Below are 20,142 nucleotides of genomic sequence, written 5' to 3' on the forward strand. Positions count from 1 at the left end.
ATGGACCAAGGCCGACTGACGAAGAAGGAGCGGCACGCGCTTATCCTTTCGGAAGTGCGCCGGTCGGCGTCGATACGCATCTCCAAGCTCGCACGGCGCATCGGCGTCGCCGGCGAGACCATCCGCCGCGATCTCATCGAACTCGGCGATGCCGGGCTGATCAACCGCACCTATGGCGGTGCGACGATCTCGCTGGTGACATCAGAACCGGTGATTTCGGAGCGTGGCCTGACCCTGATCGAGGAGCGCGCCCGCATCGGCCGCGGCGCGGGAAGCCTTGTCGAGAAGGGCCAGATCGTGATGATCGATGGCGGTTCGACCACCTATGAGGTGGCGCGCAACCTTTCGCAGCTGAAGCGCGACCTGACCATCATCACCAATTCCACCGGCGTGGCCTCGGTGGCGGGCGCCAATCCGACCTTTCGGGTGCTGCTCTGCCCCGGGACCTATGATAGCCGGGAAGGCAGCGTGTTGGGCGAAGACACCGTCGAGTTCCTGCGCCGCTACAATGCCGACGTCGCCATTATCGGCGCATCGGGGATAAGCGCCGATGGTCCGAGCGACATGATCTCGGGCGCCGCGGCCGTTAAACGCGCAATGATATCGCGTTCACTGTCGACGGTGCTGGTGGTGACCCACGACAAGTTTGGCCGCAGCAGTCTGGAACGCATCTGCGGGCTCGGTGACATTGCCGATATCGTCACCGACAGCGAACCGAAGGCCGACCTGCGCACTGCTGCCGAACAGGCGGGCACGGAGCTGCATGTGTTTGCCGCCGACTGATCAGCATTGGCTATCCGGCGGCATCCCGGTTGGTCAGCGCGATGTGGCAGCAGCCGGGGCCGTGGCCCGGCGTCCAGGTGACATTGTCGAAGCGCACGCCCGTTGCCTCGAACAGACCACGGTCGAAAGCGCCGGCGATGCGGCAGAGCGTGGCGAGTTTTTCATCACCGACACCGGCCTCGACCCAGGCGTCCTTCAGCGGACAACGCTTCACCTTGAATGCGATGTGGTCCGGCCCGCGCTCGACATCGGTCGGATACATCAGGCCGCCATCCGGGCTGACGGCCAAAAATGCCTCGCCGATGGCCGGCGCGTCGTTAGGTCCGAAACGGGCGAAGGCGGCGGCCGCCACCTCCTTGCCGCGCTGCTCGATGGTGCGAATCATGATCGCCTCGGCCTTTTCCGCGCCGAGTTCGCCGGTCAGCTCGTCGAGAAACAGGCGGTAGAGATCGGCGCGGTTGCGGAAGGCGAAATCGAGTTCGCGCGAGAGTTTTTCGGCTCTGGGTGCTTCGGGATCGGTCATGATGTGTCCTTGCCTTTGACCATGATCTTGTCCGCAAACGGGTTTGCACTTTGCGGGATCATGGCCGGATCCTGTTCAATCTTGGCGCGGCCGCCACCAGCGCCTTGCCGACCGCCGATTGCGGCCCGTCGATGATGGTGCGGGCGTCGCCGCTCTCGGCGATCCGCCCGGCGTCGAGAAGGACGACGCGGTGAGCGATCGCACGGACCACGCCGAGATCGTGCGAAATGAAGAGATAGGCGATCCGTTCCCTGGCTTGCAGGTCGAGCAGCAGTTCGAGGATCTGTCCGCGCACCGAAACATCGAGCGCCGACACTGCCTCGTCGAGCACGATCAGCGACGGGTTTGTCGCAATGGCGCGGGCGATGGCGACGCGCTGGCGCTGGCCGCCGGAGATTTCGTGAATGGCGCGCGGGGCGAGATCGGCTGCCAGCCCGACGCGATCCAGCAAGGCAGCAATGCGGGCCGGCCTCTCGGCGCGGGAAGCGATGGCATGGATGCGCAAGGGATCGTCAAGCACGCGAGCCACCGTGGCGCGCGGGTTGAACGCGGCGAGCGGATCCTGGAACACCATTTGCAGGCGCGCGCGCTTGGTGCGCAGGGCCGCACCCTTCAAGAGCAGAAAGTCATCGCCTTCGAACTGGACGGTGCCGGCGTCCGGCTCGATCAACCTAAGCACCAGCCGCGCGATCGTCGACTTGCCGCCGCCGGAGGGCCCGGCCAGCGCCAGCGTCTCGCCGGGTTCGATGGCGAAGGAGACACCGTCGACGTGCGCGATGGCCTTGCCGCCACGACGGTATCGCTTGGTAAGACCGGAGACGGTGAGCAAGTTCATGCCGGCGCCCGTCGTAGCAGCGGATCGGCGTCGAGGCCGAGATGGGCGTCGAGCAGCGTTCGTGTATAGGCATGGCGCGGGGCGTTTATGATTTGCTCCGTCGGGCCGAGTTCGATCAGTTCGGCGTTCCGGAATACAGCGATACGCTCTGCGAGTTCGGCGGCCAGCGCGATGTCGTGGCTGATGAACAGCAGCGTCATGCCGTCCTCCGCCACCAGTTGCCGAATGAGGCTGACGATTTCGGCTTGCACAATGGTGTCCAGCGCGCTGGTCGCCTCATCGGCGATCAGCAGTTTCGGACCGGCTGCAATGGCCGCGGCAACAGCAACGCGCTGCTTCTGGCCGCCGGAGAGCTGGTGCGGGAAAGCACGCATGGCGGTTTGTGGGTCGGGCAGCCGGACACGTTGGAGCAGGGTTTTGGCTTTGGCGTAAGCTTGTGGCCAGTCGAGGCCGAGGTGGGTGCGGGCGACTTCGGCGATCTGTTTGCCGACGGTCATGACGGGGTCGAGGCTGGCGGAGGGGTCCTGGAAGACGAAACCAATGTCGCGACCGGGAAGGGGGAGCGTACTGGGTTCGGTTAATTTGAGAGGTCGGCGTTCCGTCACACCCCCCTCTGTCCTGCCGGACATCTCCCCCGCAAGGGGGGAGATTGCTCTCTCATCTCCGCCTTCGCCAACCACGAACGTTGCAGAAGGGAAGCCGTCGGCAAAGCTGCTGATCTCCCCCCTTGCGGGGGAGATGTCCGGCAGGACAGAAGGGGGTGGGAAGGATCGCGGCGCCTGAAATTGCCACTTGAAATGCCCTTCAATCTTGGCGCTCGCCGGCAGCAGTCCAGCCACCGCCAGCGCCAGCGTGCTCTTCCCCGACCCGCTTTCGCCGATAATCGCCAGCCGCTCGCCGGCAATAACATCCAGGCTGACCCCCTTCAGTGCCGTCACTTCGCCCCCGTCCCGCCGATAGCGCACCGACAGGTCGCGTACCTCAGCCAGTGCGGTCATGACAGGCTCCTCCGCACCGCCGTCGTTTCGACCACGCCTTCGCCGGCGAGATAGACGCCGAGCACGGTCAGCACCAGGGCAATGCCCGGAGCGATCGACAGAAAGGGCGCGGTTCGCAGCACAGTGCGGCCCTCGGCAATCATGCCGCCCCAGGTAACGCGATTGGGGTCGCCGAGACCAAGGAAGGACAGCGCCGCCTCGGTGAGGATCGCGGCGGCCACGATCACCGAGGACAAGGCCAGCACCGGCGGCAACGCGTTGGGCAACACCTCGCGAAAAGCGATCTCAAGCGGATGCATGCCGATGACGCGAGCGCCGGCGACGTAATCGCGCTCGCGGATCGACAGCACTTCGGCGCGCGCTACACGCGCCGGTCCGGTCCAGGCGCCAAGCGCTATTGCCGTGACGACGACGCCGAGCGACGGCCCGACGACGCTGACGAAGGCCAGCGCCAGGAGAAAACTCGGCACGGTCTGGAAGGCATCGGTGATGCGCATCAGCCCCTCGTCCACAAGGCCGCCGGCAAAACCGGCCAGCGTGCCGACGACCGCGCCGATGAAGAGTGCCGCCGCTGCCGCCGCCAGGCCGACCGCCAGCGAGGTGCGGGCGCCGTGGAACAGTTCGGCCAGCACGTCACGGCCGAGCCGGTCGGTGCCGAGCGGCAGCGACCAGTCCTGGAAGGGCGGCAGCAGTGCTGGTCCGGCAATGGCCTGCGGGTCGCCGGGGAAGAGCAGCGACGCAAACAGCGCCATGGCGAACAGAAGCGCCAGGATGATCGCGCCGGCGACCGCTTCCGGCCGGCGCAGGAACCGCGGCAGCGCGCTCACGCGCTGGCCTCGCCGGCGCCGACGCGCGGGTCGAGGAAGGCGTAGGCGATGTCGACGGCAAGGTTGACGGCAATGACGAGGACGGCGCTGGTGAGGATGATGCCGAGCAGCAGCGGCGTGTCGCGCGAAGCGACCGCTTCCTGCGCCAGCCGGCCGAGCCCGGGCACGGCAAAGACGCTTTCGATGACGACGCTGCCGCCCAGCATCTGCGCCGATTGCAGGCCGAGCATGGTGACCAGCGGCAAGAGCGCGTTGCGGGCGACATGGGCGAGCACGATGCGGCGGCGTGACAGCCCCCTGGCGCGGGCGGCGAGCACAAAATCCTGCCGCCACGCCTCGGCCATGCCGGCGCGCATCATGCGCAGATAGAGCGCGAGATAGATGAAGCCGAGCGCGGAAACCGGCAGGACGAGGTGGACGGCGATGTCGGTGGCGCGGTCAAAACCGGTCTTGTCCGAGGCCAGGCTCTCGATGCCGCCGATCGGCAGCCAGCGCAGGTCGACGGCAAAGACGACGATCAGCACCAGGCCAAGCCAGAAACCCGGCACGGCATAAAGCGCCAGCGAGCCGATCGACAGGAAGCAGTCGCGAAAGCTGCCGGGTCTGGCGCCGGCGTAGATGCCGAGCGCCGAGCCCAAACCGAAGGAGAGCGCGGTGGCGGTCACCATCAAGAGCAGTGTCGTCGGCAGGCGTTCCAGGATGACATCGCGAATTGGCCGCGAGAAGGTAACGGACTGGCCGAGGTCGAAATGCAGCAGCGCCCAGAGATAGTTCGCGAGCCGTGTCAGCTCGGACTGGTCGAGGCCCCAGCGATGACGCAGCAATTCGATCATGCCGGCGTCGCCGCCGGTCGAGACGATGTAGGCGTCGACCGCGTCACCGGGGGCGGCTTCCAGGAGGAGGAATGTGCCGATGATGACGATCAGCAGCACGAAGATGCTGCCGACGAGGCGACGGCGCATGAGGGTGAGGGCGCGGGTCATGGGAAAGGCATAGCGCTGCGCCAGTCGGGAGATGTCCGGCAGGACAGAGGGGGGTGTGATGAAACGCGGCCCTACGCCATGCTTTCACACCAATTTCTTTGCGAACTTTCATCCGCGCAAATGTGTCACGATTCCAGATAGGTGTCCGCCCAGTTCGACACCGCCCATCGCGGGTTGTTGGCGATGTTGCCCACGGTATCGCGCGCGACGCTGATGAAGCTCCATTCGGCGACGTTGATCAGCGGCAGGTCCGCCGCGACCTGTTTCTGGAATTCCTTGTAGAGGTCGGTGCGCGCTGACGTATCCAGCGTCTCCGAAGCCTTGGCGATCAGCGCGTCGAGCGCGGCGTTCTTGTAGCCGCCCTGGTTGGAGAACGGCACGCCGTCGGGAATGCCGCTCTGCACCAGGATGGTGGTCGAGATCGCCGGGTCGCCGCGGAACACCGGCGGGCCGACGGCGAGGTCGAAGGTGTGGTCGGTGTAGACGGCCTTGATGTGCGCGGCCGAGTCGTTGTTGACGATCACGGCGTCGATGCCGATTGCCGCCAGCGCCTGGCGCAGATAGTCGCCGAACTGCTTCGTCTCGTTGAAATAGGGTGCCGGCAGGAGTTTCAGCGCAAAACGCTTGCCGTCATCGGCGCGCTTGTACCCCGCGTCGTCGAGCAAGGCGTTGGCCTTGGCGACGTCGAATGGATAGATCGGCACGTCGGCAGTGTAGAATTGCGGATCGTTCTTCGGCACCGGGCCGGTGGCGGTGGCGGCATAGCCGAGGAACACCGTCTTGACGACGAAGTCCTTGTCGATGGCATGCGCGATCGCCTGGCGGACCTTCACGTCGGCCAGTTCCTTGCGGCGATGGTTGATCTCGACGACGAGCTGATAGGTCAGCCCCTCATAGCCCTTGGAGATCACCTTCAGGCCCGGCACCTTGGAGATGCGGTCGAGGTCGGCCAAGGGCACGGCGGAGAAGGCGGCGAGCTGGATCTCTTCGGCCTCGAGCGCCGCTGCAGCCGACGTGCGGTCGGGTAGCACCTGGTAGATGATCTCGTCGAGATACGGCTCGTCCTTGGCCCAGTAATCCGCATTCCTGGTCAGCTTGTAATACTGGCCGGCCTTGTATTCGCCGAACTTGAACGGCCCGGTGCCGATGGGTGCATTGTTGGCCGGGTTGTCCTCGATCTTGCCGACCTCGTAGATGTGCTTCGGCACCACGCTTGACAGCGCCGGCAGCGCGTTGCGGATCAGCTGGAACGGCGTTGGCTTGGCGAATTTGAAGACGGCGGTCAGATCGTCAGGGGTGTCGACGCTGGCCAGATCCTTGAACACGGTGCGGCCGAGATTCTGCAGCGGCTTCCAGATCTGCAGCGCGGAGAAGGCGACGTCGGCCGAGGTGAACGGCTCGCCGTCATGCCATTTGACGCCGTCGCGCAGTTTGAAGGTCACCGACAGCCCATCGGCAGCACCTTCCCAGGAGAGCGCAAGGCGGGGTTCCAGTCCGTCCTTGCCTTCGAACGAGGCTTCGGCCAGCGTTTCGACGATCTTGCTGGAGATGAAGAAGACGCCGTTGGAGGCGACGATGGCCGGATTGAGGTTGCGCGGCTCGGAATCGGCGGCAAGCACGAGGCGGCCGCCCTTCTTCGGCGTCTGCGCCCAGCTGAATGTGGGCATGGCGGTGGAGGCCAGCAGCAAAGCTGAGCCGCCAAGCAGCGTGCGTCTGGAAATATCCGACATGATCAACCTCCGTCCTCTCCGCGACCAGATGGGCGCACCCCTCGAAGCTGGCCTCACCCGCCAGCATCCTCGCGGCGATTATGACCCTTGCCAAGGGTTTCGCCAGAGACGGAATTGGCGCATCCTTGCTTGGCTTTGAAATTTTCGTCCGCTGGACCAGTTTTAGAGGTGGCCCTTTCATTCTGGTATTCTGGTAGGACCAGATTGCCTTAGTGTGCAGCAATGACGAGTGGTGACAGCCTGCCGAAGCAATCTAACCTGTTTCTGGCTGGACCAGAGTTAACGAAATGGTGCAGATTTGATCGAAAGCCAAGGGATCGGCCGCTGCACGATCGGCGATCCCACGGAAATCAGGGAGAGAACAATGAACATTGCCCCGGGCAAGAGCGCCGTCAGCAATATCCCGTTCGACCAGGCGAGGGTCGACCGGCTGATGGAAGAGGCCGGCATCGATGTTCTGCTCGCGACGTCCAAGCACAACACGCAGTATCTGCTCGGCGGCTACAAGTTCATCTTCTTTGCCGCCATGGATGCGATCGGCCATAGCCGTTACCTGCCTGTCGTCGTCTATGAAAAGGGTGGGCCCGATCATGCCGCCTATATCGGCAACCGCATGGAAGGCGCCGAGCACCAGAACAACCCGTTCTGGACGCCGACGCTGCATGCCGCCTGCTGGGGCACGCTCGATGCTGCCAATCTTGCGGTCGAGCACGTGACGAAAATCGGCAAGGTAGGCGCCCGCATCGGCATCGAGCCGGCCTTCCTGCCGTCCGATGCTTATGCGCTGATCCGCAAGGCGCTGCCGGACGCGAAGCTGATCGACGCGACCGATATGCTGGAGCGCATGCGCGCCATCAAGACGGACGCCGAGCTGGAAAAGCTGCGCATCGCCTCCGAGCTGATCACCGATTCCATGTTGGCGACCATCCAGTGGGCGCACGAAGGCAAGACCAAGGCCGAGATGATCGAGCAGCTCAGGCGCGAGGAGACCAATCGCGGCGCGCATTTCGAATATTGCCTGCTGACGCTGGGCTCCAGCCACAACCGTGCGGCGTCACCGCAGGCTTGGGAAAAGGGCGAGGTGCTGTCGATCGATTCCGGCGGCAATTATCACGGCTATATCGGCGATCTCTGCCGCATGGGCATTCTGGGCGAACCGGATGCCGAGCTGGAAGATCTGTTGGCCGAGGTCGAGACGGTGCAGCAGGCGGCGTTCTCGAAGGTGAGGGCAGGCACCATCGGCGGCGATATGATTTCGCACGCGGAGGGCGTGCTGAAGGCGTCGAAGGTCGCGCCCTATACGGATTTCTTCGCCCATGGCATGGGCCTGATCACCCATGAAGCGCCGTTCCTGATGACCAACCACCCGGTCACCTATGAAGGCACCTATTCGGCCAAGCCGCTGGAGACGAACATGGTGCTGTCGGTGGAGACGACCATGCTTCACCCGACGCGGGGGTTCATCAAGCTGGAGGATACGCTGGCGGTGACGGATGCGGGGTATGTGATGTTTGGGGATCGGGCACGGGGGTGGAATAGAGGTGGGATAGCCTAGCTCGGCGCTACCCCCTCACCCGGATTGCCATCCGAATTTCGAAGGGCAATTCGGGGCTATCCGACCTCTCCCCGAGGGGAGAGGAGTTTGCGCCGGCGCTGGCTTCTGCCTCTTCTCCCCCTCGGGGAGAAGGTGGCCGCGAAGCGGCCGGATGAAGGGGGCCTTTCGCGATTACTTCCCCGCCGGAATCAACCTGAAATCCGGCAACTCCCGCAGCACCAGTTCGGGTCCGGCCGGCGAATAGACGACGAAGAGCTGCATCGGCCCATCGCCCGTGTTCAGTGTCGAATGGAAACGGCTTTCCGGCACATAGATGGTGCAGCCGGGGCCGACCTTGGCGAAGACCGGATTGCCCTCCTCGTCCTCCACCATCTGCTCGCCATTGCCTGAGATGACGAAGATGATCTCTTCCGCGCCGGGATGGTTGTGGCGCGTGTGGCCCTTGCCTGACGGCAGGTCGACGACGCCGCCGGAAAAGCGCGTCGCGCCATTTACTTCCGGCGCGACTGTCAGCGACAGCTTGCCCCAGTCAAAGCCGAAGGCGCTCACGTCCTTCGGGTATACGAACACCTTGCTCTTGTCGGTCATGATCTCATCCCTTCTTTTTCTTCTGGTCGTGCAGCGTGACGGCCTTGAAATCCGCCGTCTGCCTGGCGATCGCGGCTTCAGCCGGCAGCCGTTCCATCGAACTCGCGCCATAAAAGCCATGCAGGCCCTTGCAGCGGTCGAGGATGTATCTCGCGTCGTCCGGCATGGAGATCGGTCCGCCATGGCAAAGCAGGATGACATCCTTGCGCACCGATCGCGCCGCGTTGGCGATGGCGTCGATCTCGACCACGCAGTCGTCGAGCGACTTGGCCGACGTGGCTCCGATCGAGCCGCCGGTCGTCACCCCCATATGGGCAACGACGATGTCGGCGCCGGCTTTTGTCATGGCGCGCGCCTCGTCGGGGTTGAAGACATAGGGCGTGGTCAGAAGATCGAGCTTGTGCGCCTCGGCGATCATGTCGACCTCCAGCCCGAAGTCCATGCCGGTTTCCTCAAAACTCTGGCGCATGCTGCCATCGAACAGGCCGATGGTCGGGAAATTCTGCACGCCGGAAAAGCCCATCGTCTTCAGCTCGGCAAGCAGCAGCGGCATGATGACGAACGGATCGGTGCCGTTGACACCGGCCAGCACCGGCGTCTTTTTGACCACCGGCAGCACCTCGTAGGCCATTTCCTTGACGATCTCGTTGGCGTTGCCATAGGCGAGCAGGCCGGCAGCCGAGCCGCGCCCGGCCATGCGGTAGCGGCCGGAATTGTAGATGATGATGAGGTCGATGCCGCCGGCTTCCTCGGCCTTCGCCGACAAGCCGGTGCCGGCGCCGCCGCCGACGATGGGCACGCCGTCGGTGATCATCGCCTTGAACTTCTTCAATATGTCCTTGCGCGGTATTGCGGGCATTTGTTGACTCTCACTATCTGGCGATGTCGAGGAAGGCCGCGGTTGCGGCTTTGGCAAATTCCGGATCGTTGATGTGCAACGGCAGGCGTGTGACGCGGCGCGTGGCGCTCGGCCTGATGGTGCGCTCGATGGCATCGAACAGCACGGCGTCGGCTTCGAGGTCGAAGAAGGCGCCGCCCTCGATATCTAGTGCCGAGACGCCTTTTTCGGGGATCAGGAAATGCACAGGGCCCTCGCAGCGAGCGAGCCTGGTGCCGATCCACTCGCCTATGCCGCGGCATTCATTCGCCGTGGTGCGCATAAGCGTGACGTTGGGATTGTGCTCGTAAAACAGCCGGCCCCTAAACTTCTCGGGAATGGTCGGCGGCGCCCAGAAATTGACCATGTCCAGCGCGCCGACCGAGCCTACATAGGGCAGCTTGGTGCGGGCGATGGCGCCGAAGCGGTCCTCCGTCGCCGGCAGCACGCCGCCGAACAGCAGGTCGCAGACTTCCGTCGTGGTGATGTCGATGACGCCGGCGAGCAGGCCCGAGTCCGCGAGCTTCTCCATCGAGCGGCCGCCGGTGCCGGTGGCGTGGAAAACCATGCAGTCATAGTTGGCGCGCAACTGATCCGCGATGGCGGTCACGCAAGGCGTGGTGACGCCGAACATGGTGAGCCCGAGTGCCGGCTTGCCGGTGGCAGTCGGCGCCGGCCTGGCGGCCATGCCGGCGATTGCCTGCGCCGCATTGTGCAGCACGACGCGTGACAGCCGGTTCAGTCCCGCCATATCGGTGACCGATGGCATCATGATGATGTCGGAGACGTCGACATAGGGCGCGGTGTCGCCGGAGGCGAGCGTCGAGACCATGATCTTGGGCAGCCCAAGCGGCAGCGCGCGCATGCCGGCAGTGATGATCGACGTGCCGCCGCCGCCGCCAATGCCGATCACGCCTGATATGTCGTCGCGCGACTGAATGAAATTTGTGAAGGCGGCGCTCATGCCGGCCACTGCCGTGCCGCGATCATCGATGCCGAGCACGCCACTGGCTCCACCCGGATGATGCGCCGCGACCTCGCTGGCCGGGATATCGACCGGCACCGTGGCACCGCGCGTTCCGATGTCGACGCGGGCAACCGAACTGCCGGTGGCGGCAATAGCATCGGCCAGGAAGGCAAGTTCCTCGCCCTTGGTGTCGGCTGTGCCCACCACGTAGATGCGCTTCATCGCGTTTCTCCCGTCACCGGCCGACCGGCGCCGGGCCGCCTGTCGCCCTTTGCCGGCCTTTCGGTGGGCAAAGGTCATTGCAATTTTTTGAGACGCGCGTATCGTATTGACATGGAAGTCTCACGTCAACAAGCCGCTGGGAACGACGACGCCAACGAGGCTGCAGAACGCGGCCCACGGGCCCGCACAAAACGGCTGATGCTGAAGACGGCGACGCGGCTGATGCAGGCGGGCGTCACCCCGTCGGTCAGCGAAGTCGCGGAGGCGGCGCAAGTGTCGCGCGCCACCGCCTATCGCTATTTCCCCAGCCAGGCAGCCCTGGTGCAGGCGGTGGTTGACGAGGGGCTTGGGCCGATCCTGACCTGGCAATCGACGTCCACCGATGCCGGGCGGCGCGTTGCCGAATTGTTCGATACCGCCATGCCGCGCATCGAAGCTTTCGAGGCAACTTTCAAGGCAGCGCTGAAACTGTCGCTCGACCAATGGGCGCAGCGGCAGGCGGGCACGCTGGGCGGCGAGCCGCAATTCACGCGCGGACATCGCGTCCAGCTGCTGAAGGATGCCATCGCACCGCTCAAGGGCCGGCTGCCGCCGCGCGAGTTCAAGCGCCTGGCGCAGGCGCTGTCGATGATGTTCGGCGTCGAAGTGCTGATCGTGCTGAAGGATATATGGGGGCTCGATAGCCGCGGCATGCGGTCGGTCGCGCAATGGGCGGCGGGCGCCCTTGTGCGCGCCGCGGTGGCGGAATCAACGGCTGAAATCGATGCGGCCCCGACGGCGGCATTGGCGAAATAGCGCCAATCTGGTTCGACCAGATTTGGATGCCCACTATTGATGTTAACCGGGATGGCAGTGCCGAAACAAGGCTCTCCTATATCAACGAGTAGGAAAATTCAGGGAAAACAGTCGGATACATGAAAAATCCGGTTATACAAGGTCCGGTGGTGATCCAAGAAAGAGCTTGACGGCTATCCAAAATTGGTAATACCAGATCAGGAAAGAAAAGGCGGATCGAGAATGACAGCCGCAGTCCATTTCGGCAGGACGAGGAGAATCATACGGATGGCGCGTGTTCCGTCCGCACGAGGTGGCGCATCGTGACGCAGACGTCGCCTCGCGCCAGTGACGGCAAGGGGATTGCGCTGCGCCTCGATGGGCTCAGCAAGGCCTATGGATCCGTGCGCGCCATCAACGACCTGAGCTTCGCCGTCGACGAAGGCCGCTTCTTCGTACTCTTCGGGCCGAGCTCCGTTGGCAAGACGACGACGCTGCGCACTATCGCCGGCCTCGTCAAGGCCGACTCCGGCACGCTTGAGATCGGCGGCCGCGACATGGCCCATGCGCCGATCGCCGGCCGAGGCATCTCGATGGTCTTCCAGTCTTTCGCGCTTTACCCCCACCTCACGGTCTATGACAATCTCGCCTACCCGCTGCGCGAGGAGAAAGCCGCGCGCGCCGAGATTGACAAGCGGGTGAAAGAGACCGCCGAGATCCTGAAGCTGACACACCGCCTGAAGGCCAAGCCGGCAACCCTGTCCGGCGGAGAGCAGCAGCGCGTCGCGCTCGGCCGCTCCCTGATCCGCCGGCCAAAGATTCTTCTGCTCGATGAGCCGCTCACCAATCTCGACGCCAAGCTCCGGCACGAGACGCGCGCCGAGCTGAAGCGGCTGCACCGCCAGTTCGGCATGACCGTGATCTATGCCACGCCCGACGAGATCGAGGCTCTCTCGATGGGCGAGACGATCGCCGTCATGCGCGATGGGGGCATCGTCCAGATCGGCACGCCAGACGAGCTTTACGAGCAGCCGATCGATACCTATGTCGCCAGCAAGATCGGCTCGCCGCACATGAATCTGTTCACGGCCTCGGTGCGCGCCGACACCAGATCTTTCGACACGCCGCTCGGGACTCTGGTTCCGGCGACGGCGCCAAAGACTGCCGATGCCAACGAGGCCGCGCTGATCGGCATTCGCCCGAGCGACATTCGGCTCGCCGCCAAGGGCGAAGCCGGGGTTGCCTCGAAGGTGCATCTGGTCGAACCGCTCGGCGACATAACGATCGTCTCGGTCGAGGCCGGCGGCGAGATGTTGCGCATGGTGCTGCCGGAAGCGATCGCCGCCAGCATCAGGACCGGCGATTCGGCATCGATCGCCATCGATAACAGGAAAATCCACGTCTTCCGCGCCGCGAGCGGCCAGGCAATGACCTGACTCGAAAGGCGAGAAGCAATCCGGTTAACCAAGGGAGGAAACGCGAATGACGGCGATGACCAAACTGAAAGGGCTAGCGACAGCCGCAAGCTTCGCTGCCACACTACTGGTGGGAGGCGTGACCTATGCCTCTGCCGAAGAAGTGACGTTGACGATGGCGGTGCCGGATTGGCCCCCGACCCGCATTATGAAGAAGTTCTTCGACGAGCAGTACAAGCCGAAGTCTGGCAATACTGTGAAGCTCGATGTGGACTTCATTCCGTGGCCGGATTTCTACACCCGCGTCAACGCCTCGTTGACCTCGGGCGAAAAGAAGTACAACTTCATCGTGTCGGACTCGCAGTGGCTGGGCGCCTTCGTCGAAGGCGGCTACTTCCGCAAGATCAACGATCTCATCGATGCCGACCCGGAACTCAAGGCGACGATGGAGTCGATGCATCCCGCCGTGCTCAACGCCTACTCGACCTATCCCAACAGCACGCCGAACTACTACGGCTTCCCGCAGTTCCCGGACGTGCTGGTCACCTACGGCCGCAAGGACGTGCTCTGCAACAACGACGAGCAGGCCGCCTACAAGGCGAAGTACAATGAGAAGCTGCCCTGCACCGGCGAAGAAATCGACGCCATGGACTGGAACACGTTCGAGCATGTTGGCGAATTCTTCCAGCGCAAGAAGGGCGACAAGCTCGCCGGCCAGGTGCTGGATGACGATTTCTATGGCATCGCCTATCAGGCAGGCAAAGGCTACGACTTCTCGACGAGCTCGGTCCACACGTTCGTCTGGGAGCATGGCGGCGGCATCTGGGATGAAACCAAGGCCCCGACCGGACATGCCGAAGGCGTCGTAAACTCCCCGAAGTCCATCGAGGGCATGGAGCATTTCCTCAAATTGCTGAAGTTCATGCCGCCGGTGGTCAAGACCGGCACCATGGACATCTTCGTCTCGGACCAGTTGTTCCGTGAAGGCAAGGTGGCCATGAACATCGACTGGATCGGTCTCGCCGAAGCCTCGCTCGATCCCAAGACGTCGAAGGTTGCCGACAAGCTGGTGTTCGGATTGGCGCCAGGCCTGCGCGGTGCCGACGGCAAGGTGAATCGTACGTCACAGATCGGCGGACAGCCTTTCGTTCTCACCACCTGGACGACGCCTGAGCAAATCAAGGAAGCGGTTGGCTTCGTGAAGTGGTGGCTCTCGCCTGATATCCAGCACCAGTTCGCCGCCGGCGGCGGCCAGTCCGCGATCAAGTCGGTCTACAGCGATCCGAAGTATGTGACCTATCGTCCGTGGGACCGCGCCTGGGCGAACTCGCTCGACTGGCAGAAGGACATGTGGCACGTGCCGCAGTTCTTCGAACTGCTCACCCAGCAGCAGGACCAGTACGACCTAGCCATCACTGGCAAGCAGGACGCCAAGACCACCTTGGATAACATCGCCAAGTTCCAGGAGGACCTCCTGAAGAACGATGGTCTTATCCAGTAACCTTCCGACATAGCTGCGGGGAGCGGGCAAAAGCCGCTCCCCGTCATTGCCACTTCAGGCGCTCCATATTTCGGACTCCCATGACCGCTGTTTCAAGCACGCTGCTGACACCACGCCTTACCGCGGTTGTTGCCCACAACTGGAAACTCGCCATCGCTGTCGCTGTCGTCGTGTCGGCCATATCAATGGCGGGCTTGCCTGCGGCTGTCTCCTTCTGGGTGGTGGGCGCCGCGGTGGCGTTGGTCGCGGCCGCATTTACCGTCAACGCGTATCGCCGCCACTACTTCGGCGCCTTGCTGGTCGCTCCGGCAATCGCCGTTCTGTTTGTGATGAATATCTTCCCCCTGCTGTGGTCGCTGGGCCTTTCGTTCTTCGCCTACCAGGCAAACCAGCAGACGATCCGCTTCGTCGGACTCGGGAACTACATCCGGATCCTTACCAACGATCTCGCTGCTCACGCGACTTGGGGCGCGCTGATCAACACCGCCATGTTCGTCGTGTTCACCGTCTCCGCGCAGATGATCGTCGGCTTTCTGCTGGCCATCCTGTTCGCCAAGCAATTTCCGCTGCGCAAGTATTTGTTGATCCTGGTGCTGACACCGATGATGCTTTCGGTTGTCGCCTCTGGCGTGTTCTTCACCTACTACTATGACCCGACATTCGGGATTCTCAGCTACGTCATCAATTCCATCTCCGGCAACCAGTTCATCCTGATGAGCAACAAAGTCGGTGCCGTGGCGGGAATCGTTTTCGCCGACGCATGGATGTGGTCGCCCTTCGTCATGCTCCTTGTGCTGGCGGGCCTCGTCTCGGTGCCGAAATACCTTTACGAGGCCGCTGCCATCGACCGTATTTCCAGCTGGCGGCAATTCTGGATGATCACCTTCCCCTACATCCGCGGCCTTCTGATGTTGGCCCTTCTCTTCCGCACCATCGAGGCATTCAAGCTGGCGGATCTCGTCATCCTCCTCACCAAGGGCGGCAACGACACGCTGACGATCTCCTATCACTTGATCCGCATCGCCAACGAGCAGAACAAGACGAGTGAGGGCGCGTCGATCTCCTATCTGATGCTGTTCATGGTGATCGTTCTCACCAACCTCTACCTGTACCTCGCAAACCGCCGTACGCAGGGAGCCTAACCCGTGACCGAATCGATATTGGGAAAGCTCGGCTTCCGCAGGGCCAGCGGAGTAGACGAGGCCGGCTGGGGGCGGACGCTCGCCGTGGCCGTCGTCGCCTTTATCTATTTTCTGCCGGTGCTGTTCATCATATTCACCGCCTTCAAACCGCAGGGCGACGCGCTTCTGGTGCCTCCGACGCTGTCGCCCACGTCGCTGTTCGGCTTGATTCCGGATCATTTTGTGTTCAAGCCCACGCTCGAAAATTTTGGGTCCGTCTTTTCTCGCTCGATGACGTCGGGCGGTGCCCCGGAAGCGACAGGATTCGACCGTTATTTCTTCAACTCGATCTTCATCGCCTCGGCTTCGGTGCTGCTGGCGCTGGTCATCGGCACCCTGGCGGCCTTCGGCTTCTCGCGCTATCCGCTGAAAGGCAATGACACCTACCTGTTCATCATCCTGACCACGCGCATGCTGCCGGCGATTGTGGTGATCATTCCGGTGATCCTGATGTTCCGCGTAGTGGGCCTGTCGGGCTCGTATCTCGGCATCATCATGCTCTACACCGCCTTCAACTTGGCCTTCACCATCTGGATGATGAAGAGCTTCTTCGATGAATTGTCGCCAGACGTCGAGGATGCCGCCCGCCTCGACGGATCGTCCGGAATGCGGGTGTTCTTCAAGATTTGCCTGCCCCAGGTCATTGCCGGGCTCGCCGCCACGTTCGTGTTCGGCCTGATCCTCACCTGGAACGAGTTCCTCTTCGCCCTCTTGCTCTCGGGGCCTGACACGAGGACGGTCCCGGTCGCCATGAACCAGGCCGTGTCGTCGGGTGGACGCGGCACCGACTGGACTTTGCTTGCCGCCATCGAAACCCTGTTCCTCGTCCCAGTCTTCCTGGTCACCTTCTTCTTGCAAAACCATCTGTTGCGCGGTGTTACCTTCGGCACGGTGAAGCGCTGAGATGTCAACCATCGAACTCCGCAAAGTCACCAAGCGCTTCGGCTCCTTCACCGCGGTCAAGGACGTTGACCTGTCGGTGGCCGCCGGTGAGGTCGTCTGCCTTCTCGGCCCGTCCGGCTGTGGCAAGACGACGACCTTACGCGTCATCGCCGGGCTGGAAAGCGTCACTGACGGCGAGGTCGTCGTCGCCGGCAAGGTGATGAACAAACTGCCGCCCGAAAAGCGCGACATCGCCATGGTGTTCCAGTTCTACGCGCTCTACCCGTCGGCATCGATCGCCGAGAACATCGCCTTCCCGCTCTATCATGACGGCATTTCCGGGGCTGAGCGGACTGCCCGCGTCAACCGCGTCGCCGCGATCCTTCACTTGGAGCACGTTCTCGACCGGCTGCCGAACCAGATATCCGAGGGCGAAAAGCAGCGCGCCGCCATGGCCCGCGCCATCGTCCGCGACCCCAATTGCTTCCTCTTCGACGAGCCCTTGTCGCGTCTCGATGTCGAACTGCGCCAAACCATGCGTGGCCAGATCAAGGAAGTGCTGCAGGGCCTCTCCAAAGCGACCGTGATCGTGACCCATGACCAGCTCGAAGCGCTCACCATGGCCAACCGCATCGCCATCATGAAGGACGGCCTGATCGAGCAAGTCGGCTCACCGCACGAGGTATTTGCCAAGCCCGCCAATGCTTTCGTGGCGAGCTTCATCGGCACGCCGCAGATGAATCTTCTCGAGGCCGACCTCAAGGCCTTCGCCGATGGCACGGCGGACATGACCGTTGCCGGCATTAGTCTGGCGATCCGCACGGACGCGGCGGTCGCGCGCCTGCAGCCCGGCAAGGTGACGATCGGTGTCCGCCCCCGTGCTTTCACCGTGACCGATACGGGGGACCGTGGCACCATCTCCGCCAGAGCCGAGCTCATCGAGCCCATGGGCGCCGAAACCCTTATTCATGCCCGCACGGCGGCAGGCGCCGACATCCGCGTCGTGGTGACGAGAAGCCAGTGGGTCAAGGTCGGCGAGGCGCTGAATCTACGCCCCGATCCCAGGCAAACCCATGTCTTCGATGGCGCCGGAAAGGCGGTGCGGTCATGAGCGACAGTTCTTCCGGCATGAGCCGCGCCGGCGCGTTCCGCCTCGAGCTCTTCATCATTGGCCTCGGCGTCTTGGCGCTGGTGCTGATCTTTCAACCCTTTTCCATCGGCCTGTACGCGGTCGGCAGCGGTCTCGTGGTGCTTGCCGGGCTCATCAACAACCTGCTGCCGTTGGCCCAGCCGGGCGTCAAGGTGCGCAGTGTGGTGACCGTAGCGCTGGTCGTGGCGCTGGTCTTCTGCATTGCGCTGCTGGTATCGATCACGGCGGCGCATCTCTACGGCGTCTTCTTCCTCAATCCACCGGACCCCAACACTCTCGCCGGCAAGGCGCAGCTCGCCACGCCGCCTTTCTACAAGCAGGCTTTCGTGTGGGAAATCGCCGCCGCGGCGGTGATTCTCGCGCTGATCGTCACCGCTCTCAACAAGACAGCGCGATGATCAGCAGCTGACGCTATCCGGCAGGTCGCGCTCGCGCCCGTCCGCGACGGTCGGTGTGCGTCGCCCTCTCAACTCTCACGCTGTCATCCTCCGGCTTGACCGGAGGACCCGACGCCGAGATCAAGGATCGTGTCGACCGCGCCGCCAAAACACTCAGGATCGAACATCTGCTCGACCGCAAGACCGATCGTCTGTCCGGCGGCGAGATGCAGCGCGTTTCGATCGGCCGCGCCATCGTGCGCAAGCCGCGCGTGTTCCTGATGGACGAACCGCTGTCGGCGCTCGACGCCAAACTGCGCGAGGCGCTGCGCACGGAACTGAAGAACCTGCAGATCCAGCTTGGCGCCACCTTCCTGTTCGTCACCCACGACCAGATCAAGGCGATGTCGATGGGCGACAAGGTGGGCGTGCTCAACCATGGCCGCATCATCCAGACCGGCACGCCGCACGAGATCTATAACAATCCGCGCGATACCTATGTGGCCAGCTTCGTCGGCTCGCCGCCGATGAACCTGATCGATGGCAAGCTGGTCAACGGCCGCGCGGTGATGGCGCCGCTAAATTTCGAACTGCCTTTCTCTGGGGGTGCCAAGGCGGGCGGTGCGACCGACGGTCGCCCGCTCGTCTTCGGTATTCGACCTGAGGATGTGTATCTTGAAAGCGGTGCGCCGGTCGAGGCACGCGTCCACGATGTCGAGAACCATGGCGTGGAAAAGATCCTGACTCTGCGGGTCGGCGACACGACGCTGCGCGCCACGGTGCCGGCCAGAACCGATGTCCAGATCGAGCAGCCGGTGCGCTTTGCCTGGAATCAGGACAAGGTGGTGCTGTTCGACAAGGGCAGCGGCGTGAGCTTGCGGCACGCCAGCTAGTTGCGGTCGAACGACGGCGCCGCCTGACTATTTCTGGAAGTAGGTCTCGTAAGGCGTATCGTTGATCAGCAGGATCACGCACTCCGTCTCTGAGAGGCAGGCGTCGTCGTGCATCTCGTTGGCCTTCTGGGTCCAGTAGGATCCCGGCGGCAATTCGACCTTCGTCGCTTCGCCGCCGTCCATTTGCCAATGCGCCCACAGTCCCTTGATGACCACCGCGCGATAGTCGGCGGTGTGCGCATGAACCGGCGCGCGCCAGTTGCCGGGAACTTTCAGCAAGGTGCCCGCCGGGCCTTTGGCCCGGTCACCCCACAACGGGCCAAGGCGATGCGGCTGGTCTGGCACTTCGGCGACATAGGGGATCTTGTCGGCCGGGAGATAGCTGTCCTCGAGGGCAAAGGCGCGAGCGGGAAAGACGCAAGAAACGGCGAGCGCCAGAAACGCGCTGTCTTCGGCGGCCTGGTGGTCGACAATGCCGGTGTGGCCAGCGCCTTCGCCTATTGTGGCGCTGCGACCTTGCTGGCGGCGATCGTTGTGTTCGCGCGCGGCCCTAAGCGCGTCGAATAGCCGATAGCCATCCTTGGCTGAAGCAGCGGGCCCGAGAACTATCAAGGTTTTCGGGGCGTTGCTTTTGTGGTGAGAGGCCACCGTAGGGTCAGACCGCGCGGCCGTCGAAGTCGAAGACCGGCAGGCCGGTGGGATCGAAATCGGCGACGCAGTTGAGGTTGATGTAGGCGCTGCGTTCGCTGCCCTGACTGACATCCTCGGCAAAGGGATGGATGCCGCAGGTGCGGCAGAAGCGATGCGCCATTGCATGATTGCCGAATGTGTAGGTGCCGAGATCGTCGCCCCACGCCAGCACCGTCAGGCTGTCATGCGGGATGGCGGCCAACAGCGCGCCCTTGCGCGAGCAGATCGAACAATTGCACCGCACGGCGCCGGTCAGCTGCGCCTTGAATTCGAACGCAACCTTGCCGCAGTGGCAGCTGCCTTTGTACAGCATCAGTCCCTTCCTATCGCTGGCAGGTGCAAAGGCACGCTGTCCGGGCTATTCCTTCCGCTGACCTAGCGGCCCATATGC

21 protein-coding genes are annotated in these 20,142 nt (G+C 63.3%); 10 read left to right on the forward strand and 11 right to left on the reverse strand.

Annotated elements, in window-relative coordinates:
• Nucleotides 1-783 (forward strand): DeoR/GlpR family DNA-binding transcription regulator, encoded by a 783-nt coding sequence (locus NKK50_RS06115; protein WP_352543183.1) that lies wholly within the window; start codon nucleotides 1-3, stop codon nucleotides 781-783.
• Between the two features lie 10 nt (nucleotides 784-793).
• Here NKK50_RS06115 and NKK50_RS06120 read toward each other — a convergent pair whose 3' ends face one another.
• The 6 genes from NKK50_RS06120 to NKK50_RS06145 form a co-directional block, all read right to left on the reverse strand.
• Nucleotides 794-1,306: an L-2-amino-thiazoline-4-carboxylic acid hydrolase gene (locus NKK50_RS06120; protein WP_023824654.1), complete on the reverse strand. Its 513-nt coding sequence runs from the start codon at nucleotides 1,304-1,306 to the stop codon at nucleotides 794-796.
• A gap of 58 nt (nucleotides 1,307-1,364) precedes the next feature.
• A complete protein-coding gene (locus NKK50_RS06125; protein WP_023744052.1) occupies nucleotides 1,365-2,141 on the reverse strand; it encodes an ATP-binding cassette domain-containing protein in 777 nt (258 codons plus the stop codon).
• Nucleotides 2,138-3,139 carry an ABC transporter ATP-binding protein gene (locus tag NKK50_RS06130; RefSeq protein ID WP_023835045.1) on the reverse strand — a complete coding sequence of 334 codons (1,002 nt, stop codon included), beginning with the start codon at nucleotides 3,137-3,139 and terminating at the stop codon, nucleotides 2,138-2,140. Before NKK50_RS06130 ends, NKK50_RS06125 begins: the two co-directional genes overlap by 4 nt.
• Nucleotides 3,136-3,966 (reverse strand): ABC transporter permease, encoded by an 831-nt coding sequence (locus NKK50_RS06135; RefSeq protein ID WP_023835044.1) that lies wholly within the window; start codon nucleotides 3,964-3,966, stop codon nucleotides 3,136-3,138. Before NKK50_RS06135 ends, NKK50_RS06130 begins: the two co-directional genes overlap by 4 nt.
• Nucleotides 3,963-4,949, reverse strand: a complete 987-nt coding sequence (locus NKK50_RS06140; RefSeq protein WP_023804581.1) for an ABC transporter permease — start codon at nucleotides 4,947-4,949, stop codon at nucleotides 3,963-3,965. Before NKK50_RS06140 ends, NKK50_RS06135 begins: the two co-directional genes overlap by 4 nt.
• 125 nt (nucleotides 4,950-5,074) lie before the next feature.
• A complete protein-coding gene (locus NKK50_RS06145) occupies nucleotides 5,075-6,679 on the reverse strand; it encodes an ABC transporter substrate-binding protein (RefSeq protein ID WP_081726211.1) in 1,605 nt (534 codons plus the stop codon).
• 364 nt (nucleotides 6,680-7,043) lie between these two features.
• Here NKK50_RS06145 and NKK50_RS06150 point away from each other — a divergent pair, with 364 nt between their 5' ends.
• Nucleotides 7,044-8,234 carry a M24 family metallopeptidase gene (locus tag NKK50_RS06150; RefSeq protein WP_023835042.1) on the forward strand — a complete coding sequence of 397 codons (1,191 nt, stop codon included), beginning with the start codon at nucleotides 7,044-7,046 and terminating at the stop codon, nucleotides 8,232-8,234.
• A 171-nt stretch (nucleotides 8,235-8,405) separates the two neighbouring features.
• On the opposite strand, the gene NKK50_RS06155 is transcribed toward NKK50_RS06150, so the two are convergent.
• Genes NKK50_RS06155 through NKK50_RS06165 form a run of 3 tightly spaced genes read right to left on the reverse strand, consistent with a single transcriptional unit; the run spans nucleotide 8,406 to nucleotide 10,888 of the window.
• The gene (locus NKK50_RS06155) at nucleotides 8,406-8,822 is read right to left on the reverse strand and encodes a cupin domain-containing protein (protein WP_352543184.1); all 417 of its coding nucleotides are present in this window, start codon (nucleotides 8,820-8,822) and stop codon (nucleotides 8,406-8,408) included.
• 4 nt (nucleotides 8,823-8,826) lie between these two features.
• On the reverse strand, nucleotides 8,827-9,681 hold the full coding sequence (locus NKK50_RS06160; RefSeq protein ID WP_023726424.1) for a phosphoenolpyruvate hydrolase family protein: 855 nt from the start codon (nucleotides 9,679-9,681) through the stop codon (nucleotides 8,827-8,829).
• Between the two features lie 13 nt (nucleotides 9,682-9,694).
• Nucleotides 9,695-10,888 (reverse strand): Tm-1-like ATP-binding domain-containing protein, encoded by a 1,194-nt coding sequence (locus tag NKK50_RS06165; protein WP_023726425.1) that lies wholly within the window; start codon nucleotides 10,886-10,888, stop codon nucleotides 9,695-9,697.
• A gap of 111 nt (nucleotides 10,889-10,999) precedes the next feature.
• Here NKK50_RS06165 and NKK50_RS06170 point away from each other — a divergent pair, with 111 nt between their 5' ends.
• The 8 genes from NKK50_RS06170 to NKK50_RS06205 all read left to right on the forward strand — a co-directional run bounded on the left by NKK50_RS06170 (nucleotide 11,000) and on the right by NKK50_RS06205 (nucleotide 19,061).
• Nucleotides 11,000-11,683 carry a TetR/AcrR family transcriptional regulator gene (locus NKK50_RS06170; protein ID WP_023704248.1) on the forward strand — a complete coding sequence of 228 codons (684 nt, stop codon included), beginning with the start codon at nucleotides 11,000-11,002 and terminating at the stop codon, nucleotides 11,681-11,683.
• Nucleotides 11,684-11,985: 302 nt separating this feature from the next.
• Nucleotides 11,986-13,098 carry an ABC transporter ATP-binding protein gene (locus NKK50_RS06175; protein ID WP_027048959.1) on the forward strand — a complete coding sequence of 371 codons (1,113 nt, stop codon included), beginning with the start codon at nucleotides 11,986-11,988 and terminating at the stop codon, nucleotides 13,096-13,098.
• A 46-nt stretch (nucleotides 13,099-13,144) separates the two neighbouring features.
• Nucleotides 13,145-14,578 carry an ABC transporter substrate-binding protein gene (locus tag NKK50_RS06180; protein WP_023728574.1) on the forward strand — a complete coding sequence of 478 codons (1,434 nt, stop codon included), beginning with the start codon at nucleotides 13,145-13,147 and terminating at the stop codon, nucleotides 14,576-14,578.
• An 80-nt stretch (nucleotides 14,579-14,658) separates the two neighbouring features.
• Nucleotides 14,659-15,720, forward strand: a complete 1,062-nt coding sequence (locus NKK50_RS06185) for a carbohydrate ABC transporter permease (RefSeq protein WP_023835039.1) — start codon at nucleotides 14,659-14,661, stop codon at nucleotides 15,718-15,720.
• A gap of 3 nt (nucleotides 15,721-15,723) precedes the next feature.
• On the forward strand, nucleotides 15,724-16,662 hold the full coding sequence (locus tag NKK50_RS06190; RefSeq protein ID WP_023728572.1) for a carbohydrate ABC transporter permease: 939 nt from the start codon (nucleotides 15,724-15,726) through the stop codon (nucleotides 16,660-16,662).
• A 1-nt stretch (nucleotide 16,663) separates the two neighbouring features.
• Nucleotides 16,664-17,752: an ABC transporter ATP-binding protein gene (locus NKK50_RS06195; protein WP_023733630.1), complete on the forward strand. Its 1,089-nt coding sequence runs from the start codon at nucleotides 16,664-16,666 to the stop codon at nucleotides 17,750-17,752.
• Nucleotides 17,749-18,189, forward strand: a complete 441-nt coding sequence (locus NKK50_RS06200; RefSeq protein WP_023728570.1) for a hypothetical protein — start codon at nucleotides 17,749-17,751, stop codon at nucleotides 18,187-18,189. Before NKK50_RS06195 ends, NKK50_RS06200 begins: the two co-directional genes overlap by 4 nt.
• Before the next feature lie 80 nt (nucleotides 18,190-18,269).
• Nucleotides 18,270-19,061, forward strand: a complete 792-nt coding sequence (locus NKK50_RS06205) for an ABC transporter ATP-binding protein (protein ID WP_348524262.1) — start codon at nucleotides 18,270-18,272, stop codon at nucleotides 19,059-19,061.
• Between the two features lie 27 nt (nucleotides 19,062-19,088).
• On the opposite strand, the gene NKK50_RS06210 is transcribed toward NKK50_RS06205, so the two are convergent.
• Complete coding sequence (locus NKK50_RS06210) at nucleotides 19,089-19,499, reverse strand: DUF4437 domain-containing protein (protein WP_027048960.1); 411 nt, start codon at nucleotides 19,497-19,499, stop codon at nucleotides 19,089-19,091.
• A gap of 217 nt (nucleotides 19,500-19,716) precedes the next feature.
• The gene (locus NKK50_RS06215; protein WP_023669842.1) at nucleotides 19,717-20,064 is read right to left on the reverse strand and encodes a GFA family protein; all 348 of its coding nucleotides are present in this window, start codon (nucleotides 20,062-20,064) and stop codon (nucleotides 19,717-19,719) included.
• Nucleotides 20,065-20,142: the final 78 nt, after the last annotated feature.

The sequence above is a fragment of the Mesorhizobium sp. M0001 genome (assembly GCF_040324255.1).
Taxonomy (GTDB): domain Bacteria; phylum Pseudomonadota; class Alphaproteobacteria; order Rhizobiales; family Rhizobiaceae; genus Mesorhizobium.

Bases quoted from the DNA above. Each gene is read 5' to 3' on its own strand.
- NKK50_RS06120 (WP_023824654.1), bottom strand. From the start codon at position 1,306: ATGACCGATCCCGAAGCACCCAGAGCCGAAAAACTCTCGCGCGAACTC.
- NKK50_RS06145 (WP_081726211.1), bottom strand. From the start codon at position 6,679: ATGTCGGATATTTCCAGACGCACGCTGCTTGGCGGCTCAGCTTTGCTG.
- NKK50_RS06150 (WP_023835042.1), top strand. From the start codon at position 7,044: ATGAACATTGCCCCGGGCAAGAGCGCCGTCAGCAATATCCCGTTCGAC.
- NKK50_RS06215 (WP_023669842.1), bottom strand. From the start codon at position 20,064: ATGCTGTACAAAGGCAGCTGCCACTGCGGCAAGGTTGCGTTCGAATTC.
- NKK50_RS06165 (WP_023726425.1), bottom strand. From the start codon at position 10,888: ATGAAGCGCATCTACGTGGTGGGCACAGCCGACACCAAGGGCGAGGAA.
- NKK50_RS06125 (WP_023744052.1), bottom strand. From the start codon at position 2,141: ATGAACTTGCTCACCGTCTCCGGTCTTACCAAGCGATACCGTCGTGGC.
- NKK50_RS06155 (WP_352543184.1), bottom strand. From the start codon at position 8,822: ATGACCGACAAGAGCAAGGTGTTCGTATACCCGAAGGACGTGAGCGCC.
- NKK50_RS06185 (WP_023835039.1), top strand. From the start codon at position 14,659: ATGACCGCTGTTTCAAGCACGCTGCTGACACCACGCCTTACCGCGGTT.
- NKK50_RS06160 (WP_023726424.1), bottom strand. From the start codon at position 9,681: ATGCCCGCAATACCGCGCAAGGACATATTGAAGAAGTTCAAGGCGATG.
- NKK50_RS06200 (WP_023728570.1), top strand. From the start codon at position 17,749: ATGAGCGACAGTTCTTCCGGCATGAGCCGCGCCGGCGCGTTCCGCCTC.
- NKK50_RS06180 (WP_023728574.1), top strand. From the start codon at position 13,145: ATGACGGCGATGACCAAACTGAAAGGGCTAGCGACAGCCGCAAGCTTC.
- NKK50_RS06130 (WP_023835045.1), bottom strand. From the start codon at position 3,139: ATGACCGCACTGGCTGAGGTACGCGACCTGTCGGTGCGCTATCGGCGG.
- NKK50_RS06170 (WP_023704248.1), top strand. From the start codon at position 11,000: ATGGAAGTCTCACGTCAACAAGCCGCTGGGAACGACGACGCCAACGAG.
- NKK50_RS06195 (WP_023733630.1), top strand. From the start codon at position 16,664: ATGTCAACCATCGAACTCCGCAAAGTCACCAAGCGCTTCGGCTCCTTC.
- NKK50_RS06115 (WP_352543183.1), top strand. From the start codon at position 1: ATGGACCAAGGCCGACTGACGAAGAAGGAGCGGCACGCGCTTATCCTT.
- NKK50_RS06140 (WP_023804581.1), bottom strand. From the start codon at position 4,949: ATGACCCGCGCCCTCACCCTCATGCGCCGTCGCCTCGTCGGCAGCATC.